The organism is Chryseobacterium sp. X308, from assembly GCF_020733145.1.
Lineage (GTDB): Bacteria > Bacteroidota > Bacteroidia > Flavobacteriales > Weeksellaceae > Chryseobacterium > Chryseobacterium cupriresistens.
This window is the reverse complement of record NZ_JAJFZH010000002.1, coordinates 525,636-542,361: the sequence shown is the minus strand read 5'-3', so window position 1 is coordinate 542,361 and position 16,726 is coordinate 525,636. Positions and strand designations below refer to the sequence as shown.

11 protein-coding genes are annotated in these 16,726 nt (G+C 37.6%); 9 read left to right on the top strand and 2 right to left on the bottom strand.

The features are described from left to right. The first annotated feature begins 53 nt into the window (after positions 1 to 53). Both LIV57_RS05380 and LIV57_RS05375 read left to right on the top strand, forming a co-directional pair. Positions 54 to 866 carry a siderophore-interacting protein gene (locus LIV57_RS05380; RefSeq protein ID WP_227941753.1) on the top strand — a complete coding sequence of 271 codons (813 nt, stop codon included), beginning with the start codon at positions 54 to 56 and terminating at the stop codon, positions 864 to 866. 189 nt (positions 867 to 1,055) lie between these two features. Further along, the gene (locus LIV57_RS05375; RefSeq protein WP_227941752.1) at positions 1,056 to 1,760 is read left to right on the top strand and encodes a class I SAM-dependent methyltransferase; all 705 of its coding nucleotides are present in this window, start codon (positions 1,056 to 1,058) and stop codon (positions 1,758 to 1,760) included. On the opposite strand, the gene LIV57_RS05370 is transcribed toward LIV57_RS05375, so the two are convergent. Beyond that, a complete protein-coding gene (locus tag LIV57_RS05370; RefSeq protein ID WP_227941751.1) occupies positions 1,733 to 2,395 on the bottom strand; it encodes a hypothetical protein in 663 nt (220 codons plus the stop codon). The two genes, LIV57_RS05375 and LIV57_RS05370, sit on opposite strands and share 28 nt — an antisense overlap. 64 nt (positions 2,396 to 2,459) lie before the next feature. Further along, on the bottom strand, positions 2,460 to 4,496 hold the full coding sequence (metG, locus tag LIV57_RS05365) for a methionine--tRNA ligase (RefSeq protein WP_227941750.1): 2,037 nt from the start codon (positions 4,494 to 4,496) through the stop codon (positions 2,460 to 2,462). Between the two features lie 336 nt (positions 4,497 to 4,832). On the opposite strand from metG, the gene LIV57_RS05360 reads away from it, so the two are divergent. From LIV57_RS05360 to LIV57_RS05330, 7 genes are all read left to right on the top strand, one after another. Continuing rightward, entirely contained in the window at positions 4,833 to 7,601 is a 2,769-nt protein-coding gene (locus tag LIV57_RS05360) for a SusC/RagA family TonB-linked outer membrane protein (RefSeq protein ID WP_227941749.1), read from the top strand. A gap of 5 nt (positions 7,602 to 7,606) precedes the next feature. After that, positions 7,607 to 9,187 carry a RagB/SusD family nutrient uptake outer membrane protein gene (locus LIV57_RS05355; RefSeq protein WP_227941748.1) on the top strand — a complete coding sequence of 527 codons (1,581 nt, stop codon included), beginning with the start codon at positions 7,607 to 7,609 and terminating at the stop codon, positions 9,185 to 9,187. Positions 9,188 to 9,205: 18 nt separating this feature from the next. Continuing rightward, positions 9,206 to 10,324, top strand: a complete 1,119-nt coding sequence (locus LIV57_RS05350) for a SusE domain-containing protein (protein WP_227941747.1) — start codon at positions 9,206 to 9,208, stop codon at positions 10,322 to 10,324. A gap of 75 nt (positions 10,325 to 10,399) precedes the next feature. Then, a complete protein-coding gene (locus LIV57_RS05345) occupies positions 10,400 to 12,556 on the top strand; it encodes a glycoside hydrolase family 97 protein (protein WP_227941746.1) in 2,157 nt (718 codons plus the stop codon). A gap of 237 nt (positions 12,557 to 12,793) precedes the next feature. Continuing rightward, the gene (locus LIV57_RS05340; protein WP_227941745.1) at positions 12,794 to 14,653 is read left to right on the top strand and encodes a glycoside hydrolase family 13 protein; all 1,860 of its coding nucleotides are present in this window, start codon (positions 12,794 to 12,796) and stop codon (positions 14,651 to 14,653) included. A gap of 9 nt (positions 14,654 to 14,662) precedes the next feature. After that, the gene (locus LIV57_RS05335) at positions 14,663 to 15,181 is read left to right on the top strand and encodes a nuclear transport factor 2 family protein (protein ID WP_227941744.1); all 519 of its coding nucleotides are present in this window, start codon (positions 14,663 to 14,665) and stop codon (positions 15,179 to 15,181) included. Then, a complete protein-coding gene (locus tag LIV57_RS05330) occupies positions 15,181 to 16,599 on the top strand; it encodes an MFS transporter (RefSeq protein ID WP_227941743.1) in 1,419 nt (472 codons plus the stop codon). Before LIV57_RS05335 ends, LIV57_RS05330 begins: the two co-directional genes overlap by 1 nt. The last annotated feature ends 127 nt before the right edge of the window (positions 16,600 to 16,726 follow it).

Here is a 16,726-nt window from a genome sequence, read left to right as displayed (position 1 = left end):
AATCCGGTTTCTGAGTTTGATCGGAAACCGGATTTTAATTTAAAAAATCAGTTATGGCTAAAATTTCAACAGGGCAGATCGTTGCCGAAGTCACCAGAAAAGAATACATTACTGACCATTTTATCAGAGTGTATCTCTACTCGCCGGAAGTTCAGGTATTCAAAAATACGGTGGTGGGTGATAATAATAAAATTGCAGTTCCTCCGGCTGGTCTCAATGAGATTCATTTTCCGACGCTGGATGAAAACCATCAGTGGGTGTATCCGCCAAAAGATGTGGCTCCTTCCATCAGAACCTATACCCACAGAGGAATTGATCTGGAAAAAAATGAGCTGATCATCGATTTTGTAGATCATGGAGACGGCGGACCTGCTTCCAGATGGGTAAGAGAAGCTAAAGCAGGCTCCAAACTGGGAGTGATGATGCGCGTGGAAGGTAAAGAGCTGTACCCTGCAGCAGATTGGTACCTGCTGGCCGGTGATGCTACGGCCATTCCGGTGATCAGCGCTATTCTGGAAACACTTTCCGAAACAGCAAAAGGAACCTGTATTATTGAAGTTCATGGAAAAGAAGACGAACAGCTGCTTGAAACCAAAGCACAGATTGATTTTAAGTGGCTGCACAATGCGCAGCCTCAGGTCAGCAGTGAAATTGCCCATGCGGTAAAAAGTATTGAGATCCCTGAAACTTCAAAATTCGGTTACGTTGCCTGTGAGTTTTCAAGTGTAAAAGAAATCCGAACTTATCTGAGAAAAGAGAAAAACTGGACTTCACAGGAATTGTACGCCTATTCTTACTGGAAGGCAGGTGTAGCAGAAAACGAATCTCAGGCAGACAGACATAAGGAGAAGGAATCGATGGAGTAGAAAGCAGGGGTTTTGAGTTTGAGAGTTTGAGAGTGGGAGGGTTTGAGAGTTTAAGGTTTAAGGTTGTAGGAACACCGAATCTTGTACCTCGAAACTCGTGACCCGTACCTCGCAAACCCGCACCTCGCAAACCCGCAACATTCCATCAAAAACTTTGAACTTTGAACATTGAACTACTATCTTTGCACTATGAAAGATTTAATGGGCAGAGCGATCTGGGATTATTACCACAATGAAAATCCGGAGGATCTGCAGACTGAAACGTCAATTTCTGAGCTGGATGAACTTCCGGTGGATTATTTATTCAGAGATTTTGAAGAAATGAATGATATTGAGCAGAAAGCACTGCAGTTATCCAACGGAAAAGTTCTGGATATCGGAGCGGGTGCAGGTTCTCATTCTTTATACCTTCAGAATGAAAGAAATCTTGAGGTGACCGCATTGGATATTTCACCAAAATCTGTTGAGGTTTGTAAGCTGAGAGGGATTAAAAAGGCAGTTTGCGAAAATATGCTTGATTTCTCCGGAGAGACTTTTGATACGATTTTACTGTTAATGAACGGTACCGGAGTTTTTGAAAGCCTGGCAAAAATTGATACTTATCTTCAGAAACTGCATACTTTACTTAATGATAAAGGGCAGGTCCTGATCGACAGTACAGATATCCTGTATATGTTTGATCGTGATAAAGATGGCGGAGTATACATTCCTGCAGGCGGATATTATGGCGAGCTGGATTATGTGGTTCATTATAAAGGCGAATCTGAAGAACCGATCACCTGGCTGTATCTTGACTTCAATACTTTGAAAAATGCTGCCACAAATAATGGTTTCAAAATAGAAAGAGTGTTGAAAGATGAGGATTCTTATTTAGCGAAGCTTACTAAGAGATAACCAGAAAACCATTCGGGGTAATTGATGATAATTGCTAACATTATCAGACAAATAATACCTGGTAAGATATACGAAGCTGCCCTATAAGGTAGCTTTTTTGGTGTAAACAAAACCCATAATACCAGTAAAATTAAAGCACCTACAGCAGCCATGAAAAATTCTGGACTTTTTCTATAAGTAAAAAAGCCTTGTGTACTTTCTTTATAAATGAGAGGAACTAAAAAATTCTGAATAGGCAAAAAGACAATTCCGAAAACAAATGTTAGAATTGCTGCTCCATACTTTTTAAGCTTAACAAAATTCAGTCCTAACAATAAAGCTCCTGGAATCGTTCCCAAAAGTCCTCCAGCAAGTAAAATAAGATCTCTCGGAAAAAGTTTAACAGTATTCGTATCTTCAGTGATATGATCTTTCCAAAGTTCACGTTCTTCTGTAAATTTTGCTTCTTCAACTTCTTGTTTACGCTGAATTAATTGCTGAACAGCTGTTTTTTCCTGCTCATTGAAAACCCGTCCTCTTTCTTCCAGAATTTCAAAAGCGGTCTGAACAGCCTCCGGAACAAAGGGGTTGCCTTCTTTTAAATATCCTTCTAATTCCAGATTGGAAAGCTTTCTTAAAACATTTTTGTTAACCATAAGCTGTAGATAAAAGAAAGGCTGCTTCCGGAGAAACAGCCTGTGATCTTTATAAGGATTTTAATTATCCGATTTCAATACCGTTTTCAACATTGTTGTCGTCCGGTGTGACGAAAGATAATTTTCCGTCTGGTTTTGTTGTTAATAATAACATTCCCTGAGATTCAATTCCTCTGATTTTTCTTGGCGCAAGGTTCAGAAGGATCATAACCTGCTTCCCGATTAATTCTTCAGGCGTGAAACTTTCTGCAATCCCGGAAACAACAGTTCTTACATCTACTCCTGTATCTACAGTAAGTTTTAGTAATTTATCTGCTTTTTCTACTTTTTCAGCTTCTAAAATGGTTGCTGTTCTAAGGTCTATTTTAGTAAAGTCATCAAACGTGATCTCCTCTTTCATAGGGTTTGCGTTAGGGTTTGTTTTTTTATTGTTTTGTTTTGTGTTCTCCAGTTTTTGGATCTGAGCCTCGATGACATCGTCTTCAATTTTTGAGAAAAGAAGGGAAGATTCATTGATTTTGTGACCTGTCTCAATTAATACAGATTGGTTTTCAATAGAGCTCCAGTCTTTCTTCTCAACATTGAACATGTTCAATAGCTTTTCAGAGCTGAATGGCATGAAAGGTTCACATAACTGAGCTAAAGCAACAGCTATTTGCGCCCCAACGAATAAAGATTGAGCCGCTTTTTCAGGATTATCTTTAATCGTTTTCCAAGGCTCTTCAGTCTGAAGATACTGGTTTCCAAAACGGGCAAGGTTCATTAAGGCTGTTAATGAATTTCTGAACTCGTAATTTTCAAGGAATGTGGAAATTTCTTTTGCCGATTTACTTATTTCCTGCAGTTCAGGGCTGTTTACATCTCCTTGTGGAACAACACCGTCATAATATTTATGAATAAGAACAGCAACTCTGTTGATAAAGTTTCCGAAGATCCCTACCAATTCAGAATTATTCTTAGTCTGGAAATCTTTCCATGTAAAGTTGTTATCCTTTGTTTCCGGAGCCGATGAAAGAAGAGCATATCTTAAAACATCCTGCTGTCCGGGGAAGTCTTCCACATATTCATGAGCCCATACCGCCCAGTTTCTTGACGTTGAGATCTTGTCGTTCTCAAGGTTCAGGAATTCAAAAGCAGGAACATTTTTAGGCATAATATAATCTCCGTGAGCCTTCATCATTGAAGGGAAAATAATACAGTGGAATACAATATTATCCTTTCCGATAAAATGTACAAGGTCACTTTCTGGACTCTGCCAGTAGTCTTTCCAGTCTTTTCCGTTTTTCTCTGCCCATTCTTTGGTGAAAGAGATATACCCGATAGGAGCATCAAACCATACGTACAATACTTTTCCTTCTGCATTCGGAAGTGGAACAGGAACACCCCAGTTCAGGTCTCTGGTCATGGCACGAGGCTTAAGGCCATCATTCAGCCAGGATTTAACCTGTCCGTATACATTAGGTTTCCAGTCATCTTTGTGGCCTTCAATAATCCATTCGTTTAAGAAATCTTCATATTCATTTAATGGAAGATACCAGTTTTTGGTTTCTTTAAGGATAGGAACATTTCCGCTAAGCATTGATTTCGGATTGATCAGCTCAGAAGGAGAAAGGGTAGAACCACATTTCTCACACTGGTCTCCGTAAGCATTTTCGTTACCACAATTAGGACATGTTCCTACAATATAACGGTCGGCAAGGAATTCTCCTGCCTGCTCATCAAAATACTGCTCAGAAACTTCTTCCGTGAATTTTCCTTTCTCGTATAAAACCTTGAAGAAATCCTGGCTGGTTTCATAATGCTTCTTAGATGTTGTTCTGGAATATTCATCAAATGAAATTCCCAGATCAGAAAAAGACTTTTTGATGATTTCGTGATATTTGTCCACGATATCCTGAGGAGTTACTCCTTCTTTTTTAGCTCTTATGGTGATAGGAATCCCGTGCTCATCTGAACCACAGATAAACGCTACATCTTTTCCTAATCTTCTCTGAAATCTTGCGTAAACATCCGCAGGAATATAAACACCTGCCAAATGTCCTATATGAACCGGCCCGTTTGCGTAAGGCAAAGCTGCCGTAATCATCTTTCTGTTTGACATTTATAGTAAAGTTTTGACTGCAAAGATAAGGAATATCTGTTGAATACCGCTATTGGTGGTGTTATTATGCTGCAGAATACAAATTTTAAGGGCCCAACACCAAATTAAGTTAAACAAGTGTTTAACATTTTCTTAAATTAAAACAAATGTTATGTAATGCATAAGACGTTGTAAAATATTGTATCTTAAAAAACTAACTAAAATGGGTTTCGTAATATACATAATTTTAACTAAAATTATATTAAATTTATAATAATTCTAATTTTTTTTTAAATTGCGAGTCTGGCTTGAGGCCTGAACATGACTAAAAAAACGAAACTATAAAAAAATAAGATTGTGAAGAATTTTACAACAGTATTAAAAATCGCGCCCGCTTTTTTACTGGCCAGTACAGTAATGCACGCGCAGAAAAAAGATTCTCTTCCTCAGGAGAAGAAGATTGACGAGGTTGTATTAATCGGATATGGAAAACAGAAAAAATCTGACCTTACCGGTTCAATAACTTCTGTTACGGCTAAAGACTTCAACGGAGGAGCTACTTCTGCCGGGCAGCTGATCCAGGGTAAAACGCCGGGGGTACAGATTACCAACAACAGTGGAGCGCCGGGTTCGGGTACAAAAATCAGAATCAGGGGTACTTCTTCTTTGAATGGTGAAAACTCACCATTAATTGTTATTGATGGTGTTCCTCAGGATTTTTCAGGTGTAAACGGTGCATCAGATCCTCTATCACTTATTAATCCAAATGATATAGAGAGTTTTGATATTCTGAAAGATGCTTCAGCTACTGCCATTTATGGTAACAGAGCTTCGAACGGAGTAATCTTAATTACCACAAAGAAAGGAACTGCTGGTAGATTTAAAGTGAATTTTTCAACACTTACATCTGTTTCAACAAAAATGGGCAATGTAGATGTCCTTAATGCCGATGAATACAGATCTTTTGTAAATGATCTGGCAAAAACAAATGCTGCTGTTGCAACAAATGCATCAAGGCTTGGCAATGCCAATACAAACTGGCAGAATCAGATTTATCAGAAAGCATGGGGAACAGATAACAACCTTGCATTCTCAGGGGGAGTTAAATGGTTACCATATCGTTTATCACTTGGATATAATGATCAAAATGGTATTGTAAAAACAAACTCTTTCAGAAGAACATCTGTGGGGTTAAATTTAAATCCTAAGTTTTTTGATAATCACCTTGCCATAAATGTTAATGCAAAAGGTACTTTTACGGATAACAGATTTGTGGATGGTGGAGTTATTAAAGCTGCTACTTATTTTGATCCAACTCAGCCTGTATATTCAGGGAATTCAAAATATGGAGGATATTATGAATGGACAGATCCTAATAATAATGTTACCGGACTGAATGTAAATGGTACATCAAACCCATTAGGTCTTTTAAATGGGGTACATGATGTATCTTCTGTTTGGAGAGGTTTAGGAAATATTCAATTGGACTATAAACTACACTTCCTGCCTGATCTGCATGTAAATGTTAATGCAGGATACGATTATTCTAAGAGTAACGGGGCAAAAACCGTAAGTCCTATATATAGAGCAGGTATCGTTGATTTGGGAACCTATAACCAATATACGATGGAGAAAAAGAATAAATTGTTGGAAACATATTTAAATTATTTAAAAACAATTACCTCTATTTCTACAACAGTTGATCTTACAGCAGGTTACGCATACCAGGACTTTCATACAATTATTCCCGGTTCTACTACACTTAAAGGAAGAGGGCAGAATACATTTACCAATGACTTTGAAACCAAAAATGTGCTTCTGTCATTCTACGGAAGAGGAATCTTTACAATCGCTAATAAATATATCCTTTCCGCTTCAATCAGAAGAGATGGATCTTCAAGATTTTATAATGGTACAAAAAGCAATGTTTGGGGGAACTTTCCTGGAGTATCCATTGCCTGGAAAATTAATGAAGAAAACTTCCTGAAAGATACAGGTATTAATACTTTAAAATTAAGAGCTGGGTGGGGGAAAACAGGGCAACAAGAACTACCTGCTCTGGATACCAATAAACCACGAAATTATCCCTCTTATGCTGCTTATAATTTAAGTTCTAGCGGAGCTGAATATCAATTTGGAGATCAGTTCTTTTTCATGATGAGACCAGAGATTTACAATCCGAATCTGGGCTGGGAAATTACAACAACGAAAAATGCAGGTATTGATTTTGGTTTCGCAAAAAATAGAATCACAGGTTCCATTGATGTTTATCAGAAAGATACAAAAGACCTGATCGTAGATTCGCCCATTGCAGCAGGAGATTTAAGTAATCATAACCTTTTGAACGTAGGTAACATGCAGACAAAAGGTATTGAGGCTGCAATCACTTTTGTCCCAATAAAAAGAGAGAATACTACATGGGAAGTATCCTTCAATGCTACACATTATAAATCAAAAATTACGAAACTGATTAATGGAGCAGATGATACGTACAGAATTTTAGTAGGAGGAATTGAAGGTGGTGTTAATAATACAATTCAAGCTCACACCGTAGGGCGTCAGCCTAATGCATTTTATGTATTCCAACAAGTTTATGATGTTAATGGAAAGCCTTTGGATGGTGTATATTTAGATAGAAATGGAGATGGTAAAATTGATGTTAATGACAGATATTATTATAAGTCTACACAGCCTGATGCTATTATAGGTTTTAACACCAAGTTTTCTCACAATAACTGGGATATTGGTTTGAGCGCAAGAGCTGTATTAGGAAATTATGTATATAATAATGCTGCTTCCAATAGTTCTATTCAATCGTTAACAACCAATAATTATCTGCAGAATACATATTCTACAGCAGCAGATTATAGATTTTCAAGTCCTCAATATTTCTCTGACCTTTTTGTAGAGAATGCTTCATTCTTTAGATTAGATAATATCAATGCCGGATATAATTTTAAAGATATCTTCTATAAAGGTAGTAATGTAAGAGTATATGCAATGCTGCAAAATGTATTTGTGATTACCAAATATTCCGGAATAGACCCCGAAGTATTTGGAAATATTGACAATGGATATTATCAAATGCCAAAAGTGTATTCTTTAGGATTTAACTTTCAATTTTAAGAGAAATGAAAAAATTTAAAACAAATATAATTGCTGTTGCAGCATTATTTAGTATTCTTACAGTAACATCTTGTGTTAACGATTTAGAACAGCAGCCTATTACAGATGTAACTTCTGCAAGTGTTTTTACGGACTTTGCAAATTACCCTATGGCTTTAGCAAAAATTTATGGAGGTTTTGCAAATGGAGGACAGAGTGCAAATGGAGGAAACTCTGATATCAACGGAATTGATGGAAACTTTTCACAATATACAAGGGTACTATACACCTTACAAACATTGCCAACAGATGAAGCTGTAATTGCTTGGAACGATGGTACTTTGCAAACAATTCATAAAATGACCTGGGATTCTTCCAGTGAATTTGTTGAAGGTGCATATTACAGAATCTTTACACAAATTGCTACCAGTAACGAATTTTTAAGAAATGTAACTGATGAAAAGTTAGCATCGAATAATATTACAGGAGCAAATCTAACTGAAGCTAAATATATGAGGGCAGAAGTAAGGTATCTGCGTGCTTTATCTTATTATTATGCTTTGGATTTATTTGGTAATGTTCCATTTGTGGACGAAAGCTATTTACCAGGTTCGGTAAATCCACCTAAAAGAATTACTCGTGCAGAACTTTTTAATTTTGTTGAAAGTGAATTAATGGCAGTAGCAGGAGAACTTAAAGATCCAAAAGCGAATGCTTATGGAAGAGTTGATAAAGCTGCGGCTTGGTCTTTACTTGCTCGTCTTTATCTCAACTCACAGGTATATAATGGGTCGAACCATTATACCGATTGTATAACATATTGTAACAAAGTAATACAGGCAGGATACTCTCTGAAAACAAAATATGCTGATTTATTCCTTGCGGATAATGATAAAAATAATCCTGAAGTTATATTTCCAATTGCTTTCGATGGTGTTCATATCCAAACATCGGGAGGTACAACATATCTTATCCATGCTGGAGTAGGAGGAAGTATGCCTGGTTCTAGTTTCGGTATCAGTGGTGGCTGGGGTGGTCTAAGAACTACAAAAGCTTATGTTAATTTATTTGCAGGATCAGCTTCTGACCAAAGAAAAAGTTTTTATACAGATGGTCAGAATCTTGAAATTAATGATTTGGGAGTCTTTACAGACGGTTATGCATTTGTTAAATATAAAAATTTAACAAGTGATGGGAAACCAGGATCTGATGCCTCAGGAAACTTCTGTGATACAGATATTCCAATCTTTAGATTAGCAGATATTTATCTGATGTATGCAGAAGCTACATTAAGAGGTGGAAGTGGCGGAAGCGCAACTACAGCACTAGGATATGTAAATGCTTTAAGAACCCGCGCAAGTGCAGGAACAGTAGCGTCAATCAATCTAGACTATATATTAGACGAAAGAGGTAGAGAACTGGGCTGGGAAATGACCAGAAGAACTGATCTTATACGTTATGGTAAATTTACTACGGGAGCATATTTATGGCCATGGAAAGGAGGTGTTAAAGACGGAAAAAATGTTGAAGACTACAGAAACCTTTATCCTATTCCTGCAAAAGATATTATTGCTAACCCAAATTTGGTTCAGAATCCTGGGTATTAATTTTAAATACTATTTAAAATGAAAAATTTATTCAAAATATTAGCCCTGGTTTTTACCGGACTTTTAGTTCTTTCTTGTGAAAAAGATGAAGATCAGGCGGTTGTTAATGAAACATCTGCAGGTAAAATAGCTGCTGATAAGAGTTCAATAGTTCTTAATGAGCTTAATGCCAATGATGCTGTAATTACTTTTACATGGACAAAACCAACCTTTAGTATTGCTGTAGTTCCCAACCAAAAATTAGAATTTGGAATCAAGGGAAATAGTTTCAAAAAAAGTGCTACTATTGACTTTTCCAATGATATGACCTCAGGAGCTGTTACCCATGCAGCAATGAATGCAGCAATGTTTTCTATTGGCGCGGTACCGGATGCTGTAAATGATATTGAGGTAAGATTGAAAACCTCTATAGGTCCCGCAGCTTTTTATTCGAATGTAATCACAGTTAAGGTAACTCCTTATACCCCAAATCCGGACTTGGTTTATCCTAAGATCAATGTACCAGGTAGTTATGCAGGAGCTGCAGGTTATGCCAATTGGACTCCGAGTAACTCACCGAATTTATTTTCTCCTGAGAAAAATGATAAATACAGAGGATTTATATGGATCAATACTGTTACTGGTGTTGATGATGGAAAATATAAGTTTTCTATCAATGAGGACTGGCCAGGAAACAAAGGAGATGATGGTACCAATTCCGGAAAATTGAAAGCTGATGGAGAAAATATAAAAGCTCCTGCAGCAGGAACATACTACATTAAAGTAGACTGGGCTGCCAATACCTACTCTTCAGTTTTAGCCAACTTCGGAGTTATCGGAGATGCAACACCTACAGGATGGGGATCAGATACGGACTTTGTGTATAATCCTGCAACCAAAACGTATGTTATCAACTCAATTGCTTTATCCAATACGGGAGTATTTAAATTCAGAGCCAATGATGATTGGGCAATAAAGTTCCAGCCAAAAGATGCAGATCAGACTTTGGTTTCAGGAACAGGTGTTCAGTCCTATTTAAGCTCAGAAGGAACTGTTACAGGAGATCCTGGGTATAAAGTTTCTCAGGCAGGAAATTATAAAATTGAACTGGATTTACACAATTCAGCATATTACAAATTAACCGTTACTAAATTGTAAATCAAACTCAACTCAAATAAAGCAAAGTGCTGCTTTACCGCAGCACTTTATTTTTTAAGTTAATAAATAGTCATTATGAAGAAAATTACAGTTGGAGCGCTTTTGCTCTCAATGATGTTTACAGGTGTGAAAGCCCAATCTTTAAAGTCTCCGGACGGGAAGTTCGAAATGAACTTTCAGCTGAAAGAAGGAGTACCTTACTATAACCTAAAGTATAATGGTGCGGTAGTGGTGGAAGATTCTAAATTGGGATTGCGATTATTTAAAGACACAGCCATAAAGTTCGCTTCTGAGATTGCCAAACCAGAAGATGCAAAATACGACCTGAACAACGGTTTTGCAAAGACAGATGAAAAAAGAGACTCCAAAAATGAAACCTGGCAGCCGGTTTTAGGAGAAAAGAAAAATTATATCAATAACTACAACGAGCTGGCTGTTACCCTGAACCAGGCTTCTACAGACAGAAGCATTGTGGTAAAGTTCAGATTATTCAATGATGGATTGGGTTTCAGATATGAATTCCCACAGCAGAAAAATCTTAATTACTTTGTGATCAGAGAAGAAGACTCTGAAATCGATTTCCCTACCGACATGAAGGCATGGTGGATGGTTGCCGATTACGACTCTCAGGAGTATCAGTATCAGGAGACAAAAGTATCTGAGATTCCTTCAAAATGGGATAAGGCATATGATGCCAACGCTTCCCAGTCACTGGTGAAAAATGCAGTTCAGTCTCCTTTAATGCTTAAAAAAGAAGGAAAAGAGCCATTGTATATCAATGTTGCAGAAGCAGCCGTATTGGATTATCCGGCTTCACATCTTGAAGTAGATGCACAGAATTATAAATTCAAAACGCATTTGACTGCCGACAGACAGGGAGCGAAAGGATATATTCAAACTCCTTCAGTAACTCCGTGGAGAACGATTATTGTGGCTCCGAAAGCTGAACAGGTAATGGATTCTAAAATGATCTTCAATCTTAATGAGCCTACAAAATATACCGACACTTCTTACATTCACCCTACAAAATACATGGGAGTCTGGTGGGAAATGATTATCGGAAAATCACAATGGGCTTATTCTACTGCTGAAAATGTGCATTTAGGTAAAACGGACTTTGCAAAATTAACTCCAAACGGAAAACATGCTGCCAACAATACAAAAGTTAAAGAATATATTGACTTTGCGGCAGAAAACGGATTCCAGGGATTACTGATCGAAGGATGGAACATCGGTTGGGAAGACTGGTTCGGACACTCAAAAGAGTTTGTTTTCGATTTCATCACTCCTTACCCGGACTTTGACATCAAAATGTTGAATGAATATGCGCATTCAAAAGGAATCAAGCTTATCATGCACCATGAAACTTCAGGTTCTGCCACAAACTATGAAAGATGGGCTGATAAAGCTTTCCAAACCATGAATAAATATGGATATGATGCCGTAAAAACAGGATATGTAGGAGATATCATTCCTAGAGGAGAACATCATTACTCTCAATGGACCATTAATCATTATTATAGAATTGCAGAAAAAGCAAACGACTATAAAATCATGGTGAATTCTCACGAATCTGTACGTCCAACAGGAGAAAGCCGTACCTATCCGAACTACATCTCTGCAGAAGCAGCACGTGGAACAGAATATGAAGCATTCGGAGGAAATAAGCCAGATCATCAGACCGTTCTTCCGTTTACAAGATGGATGGGAGGTTCTATGGACTATACACCGGGAATTTTCCAGACAAAACTGGACTATTATTTCCCTGGAGATAACCGTTTTGTAAAAACTACGCTGGTAAAACAGCTGGCGCTTTATGTAACGATGTATATGCCGCTTCAGATGGCTGCAGACCTTCCTGAAAACTACAAAAAGCATATGGATGCGTTCCAGTTTATCAAGGATGTGGCAGCAGATTGGGATGATACAAAAATATTATCTGCAGAACCTGGTGATTATGTGGTGACAGCAAGAAAAGCAAAAGGAACTGAAAACTGGTTTGTAGGAGGTATTACCGATGAAAACAAACGTGAGTATACAGTAGATTTCTCATTCCTGGATAAAGGAAAGAAATATGAGGCAACCATTTATGAAGATGGAAAAGATGCCGATTATATCGATAATCCTCAAAGCTATAACATCTACAAGAAAGAGATTACAGGAAAATCGAAAATTAATTTTAAAATGGCAAGAAGCGGCGGTTTCGCAATTTCTATTAAACCAGTAAAATAATTGTAAGATACACTAAGGTGCCCCGGTTCATTGATTTTTTAATGTTCCGGGGTATTTTTTTAATATTTATTCGCTATCTGGCTGATTTTCCCATTTTGTCCCAATCCAATTATTCATTATGAAAGCTATATGAAGATACTTAATCTTATCGTTGTTGTAAAAAGAGATCAAAAAATAGATTTTCTCTTATATTTTTCGATGTATATATAAAAATTTAATGCTAAATTGAACACTAATATGAAGACAATATATGCAGCATTCGCCATTTCGATAGCTTCTTTCGCTTTTTCCCAGAAAAATCTGGAAAGAGTAGAGCCGGCTTTTTGGTGGAAAGGAATGAAAAATCCTGAACTTCAGATTCTTGTGTACGGAAAAGAAGTGGCTAAAAACGAGATTACGCTTTCAGATGGTATACAGATCAAAGACATCCGGAAAGTGGATAATCCTAACTATGTTTTTATTACAGTCAATACCAACGAAATAAACGTTCCGAAGTTTGCTATCAATATTAAAAAAGGCAAAAAGAATCTTGGTTCATACACTTATGAACTAAAGCAAAGAAATCCCGGATCTGCCAGCCGCGAGTCTTTTACTTCAAAAGATTTTATGTATCTGATCATGCCGGACCGATTTGCCAACGGGGATGAAAAGAATGATTCAAAACCGGAACTTACTGAAAAAGCAGATCGTAGTCTTCCCAACGGCAGACATGGAGGAGATCTCCGTGGAATTATCAACAACCTTGATTATATTCAGAATCTGGGAGCAACAGCCGTCTGGCTTACTCCTGTGAATGAGGATAACGAAAAAGTGTATTCCTACCACGGCTATGCCCAGACTGATCTCTACAAAATAGATAGCCGCTACGGTACCAATGAAGACTATAAAACATTATCCCAGGAGTTGAATAAACGAAATATGAAACTGGTGATGGATTATGTAACCAACCACTGGGGCGGATCACACTGGATGATCAAAGACCTTCCTTCAAAAGACTGGATTCATTGGTTTGATGAAGGAGAGAAAGGGTTTAAACGATCCAACTATAAAACGACAACACAGTTTGATACCAATGCCTCTGATATTGATAAAAAATACGCACTGGACGGATGGTTTGATACGACCATGCCTGATATCAACCAAAAAAATCCATTGGTTCTGAAGTATCTGATTCAAAATGCAATCTGGTGGATAGAATATGCAGAACTGGGAGGATTTCGTGTAGATACTTATCCCTACAATGATAAAGATGCCATGGCCAAATGGGCCAAAGCGATCACCGATGAATATCCGAAATTCAATATCGTAGGAGAAACCTGGCTTTATACGGCAGCACAAATTGCAGCATGGCAGAAAAATTCGAAAATAGGAGAAATAGAAGGGTACAATTCAAATTTACCTTCTGTGATGGATTTTATGCTGTTTGAAAACATGCCTAAAGCACTCAAAGAAAAAGAAAGCTGGGATAAAGGAATGATCCGTATTTACGATTCTTTTACCAGCGATTTCCTTTATCCGGATATCAATAATATCCTTGTTTTCTTTGAAAATCATGATACCGAAAGATGGAACGAAATCTTTAATGCAAATCCAGATGCCTATAAAATGGCGCTCACTCTGATCTCGACAGTAAGAGGAATTCCGCAGATTTATTACGGATCTGAAATAGGAATGAGAGGAGATAAAAAGACCGGTGGTGATGCAGATATCCGCAGAGACTTTCCTGGTGGCTGGAAATCTGATGCACAAAACGCTTTCAATCTATCCGGTCAAACTGCGGAGCAGAAAGAGTTTTTCCGGTTTACTCAGAAATTATTGAACTGGAGAAAAGGCAAAGACGTGATACATCATGGAAAAACTAAAAATTTCGTACCTCAGGATGGCGTTTTTGTTTATTTCAGATACAATGAAAAAGAAAGTGTAATGGTCATCATCAACAATAATGAAAAAGATCAGACGTTAGATCTGAAACGGTTTGCGGAATCACTGAATGGATTTACAAAAGGAAAAGAAATCATTTCAGACAAAGAAATTTCATTGCAAAATACAATGAATATTCCTGCAAAAACTCCACTGATTATTGAACTGGAAAAATAATAATTACCTATGAAAAAACTAACGACTGCTTATACACTAATCCTTTTTTTACTGGGATTTTCTTTACTTACAGCACAGTCGAAGACCGGATTTGAGAAAGAAAAATCGGAAATCACTACCATGCTTGATACCTTCAATGCAATGGCGGCAAAGGCGGATTATGATGCCTATTTTAATCTGTTTGCAGATGAATCTACCTTTATCGGTACAGATGCTACTGAAATCTGGGACAAAAAAGCATTTATGGTTTGGGCAAAACCTTATTTCGATAAAAAGAAAACCTGGAATTTTAAAGCCCTTAAAAGAAATATTTATTTCAGCAAAGACGGAAAACTGGCATGGTTTGATGAATTACTGGATACCCAGATGAAGATCTGCAGAGGCTCCGGAGTGGTAGAGAAAATCAACGGAAACTGGAAGGTTAAGCAATATGTTCTTTCTGTGACAGTGCCTAATGAGGTGGTAGATAAAGTGGTTATTGAGAAGACCCCTATCGAAGATGCATTAATTCAAAAACTAAAGTTGTAATGGCAATAATGATGGGGAAATATGATACAGGGAAGGTAGGAAAAAGGAAAAAACCAGACCTATCCATGCTCCAGATTATCAATATGAGCATGGGATTCCTGGGAATTCAAATGGCATTCGGGTTACAAAATGGAAATGCGAGCCGTATTCTGGGTAATTTAGGAGCTGATGTTCACGAGTTATCCTGGTTCTGGCTGGTGGCTCCTATTACAGGACTCATTGTTCAGCCTATTATCGGCCATATGGGTGATAATACATGGAGTCCGCTGGGAAGAAGAAAACCTTATTTCCTGATTGGCGCTGTTTTGTGTGCGATAGGATTGGTTCTCCTTCCTAATGCAGCATCCGTTACTCAGATGTTTGCTGCCAATGCACTTTTGTTAGCGGTAATATTTCTGGCCATGATGGATGCTTCGGTGAATATTGCCATGGAGCCATTCAGAGCTTTGGTAGGAGATATGCTTCCTAAACATCAGGGTACGATAGGATTTTCTGTACAAACAATTCTGATTGGAATCGGTGCGGTACTAGGCTCTTATCTGCCGGATTGGTTAACGAAAATGGGGATTTCCAATGTAGCTCCAGAAGGATTTGTAGCAGATAATGTCATTTATTCTTTTTATATCGGTGCGGGATTGCTTATCATATCAATTCTATACACCATCATGACAACCAGAGAATATTCCCCACAGGAATTTGCCGATTTTGAAGATGGAAAAGAAGTAGAAAAACATGAGTCTAAGTTTTCAGATATTTTCAAAGACTTTGCAGCAATTCCTTTGCAGATGAAAAAGCTGGGAGTTGTTCAGTTTTTCTCATGGTTTGCATTGTTTACGATGTGGGTGTTCACAACCAGTGCACTGGCAACTCATCATTTTGGACTTTCCCCGGAAGATACCCATTCAAAAGCATTCAATGATGCTGGAGACCTTACCGGAAAGCTTTTCGGAATGTACAATCTCTGGGCGATTCCGTTTGCATTTCTGCTGACTCCAATAGCAAAAATGATTGGTAAAAAGCAGACTCATGCTTTAGCCTTATTGTGTGGAGGTTTGGGACTGGTTTCCATGTATTTCATTAAAGATGTCAACAACCTATGGATTTCAATGATCGGATTAGGCTTTGCCTGGGCAAGTATTTTAGCAATGCCTTATGCAATGCTTATTGAGGTGATTCCACAACGGAAAATGGGCGTTTATATGGGAATATTCAATTTTTTTATTGTGATTCCTCAGATCATCAATGGTTTGTTCGGAGGTCCCATCGTAAGCGGGATTTTCGGAAAACAGGCGATGGATTATGTTGTGGTAGGAGGCGTTTGCATGCTGATTGGAGCTGTAGTAACCATGATTTTTGTGAAATCCGAAGATGAAACGCCTAAGGAAATTGAAGAAGAAATCAAGCAGGTACATTTTTAACTAGAAATTAGAAGTTAGAAATTAGAAGTTGCATTGAAAACTTTAATTTAGATTTAATACTATAATGAAATTCAATAGAAGCGGGCTTTAGCCCGCTTTCTTTTTAAACATCCATCAATTGGCTTTA

What these genes read in the sequence shown, in the direction of transcription:
- LIV57_RS05380 (WP_227941753.1), top strand. Translation starts at nt 54, where the DNA reads ATGGCTAAAATTTCAACAGGGCAGATCGTTGCCGAAGTCACCAGAAAA.
- LIV57_RS05375 (WP_227941752.1), top strand. Translation starts at nt 1,056, where the DNA reads ATGAAAGATTTAATGGGCAGAGCGATCTGGGATTATTACCACAATGAA.
- LIV57_RS05370 (WP_227941751.1), bottom strand. Translation starts at nt 2,395, where the DNA reads ATGGTTAACAAAAATGTTTTAAGAAAGCTTTCCAATCTGGAATTAGAA.
- metG (WP_227941750.1), bottom strand. Translation starts at nt 4,496, where the DNA reads ATGTCAAACAGAAAGATGATTACGGCAGCTTTGCCTTACGCAAACGGG.
- LIV57_RS05355 (WP_227941748.1), top strand. Translation starts at nt 7,607, where the DNA reads ATGAAAAAATTTAAAACAAATATAATTGCTGTTGCAGCATTATTTAGT.
- LIV57_RS05350 (WP_227941747.1), top strand. Translation starts at nt 9,206, where the DNA reads ATGAAAAATTTATTCAAAATATTAGCCCTGGTTTTTACCGGACTTTTA.
- LIV57_RS05345 (WP_227941746.1), top strand. Translation starts at nt 10,400, where the DNA reads ATGAAGAAAATTACAGTTGGAGCGCTTTTGCTCTCAATGATGTTTACA.
- LIV57_RS05340 (WP_227941745.1), top strand. Translation starts at nt 12,794, where the DNA reads ATGAAGACAATATATGCAGCATTCGCCATTTCGATAGCTTCTTTCGCT.
- LIV57_RS05335 (WP_227941744.1), top strand. Translation starts at nt 14,663, where the DNA reads ATGAAAAAACTAACGACTGCTTATACACTAATCCTTTTTTTACTGGGA.
- LIV57_RS05330 (WP_227941743.1), top strand. Translation starts at nt 15,181, where the DNA reads ATGGCAATAATGATGGGGAAATATGATACAGGGAAGGTAGGAAAAAGG.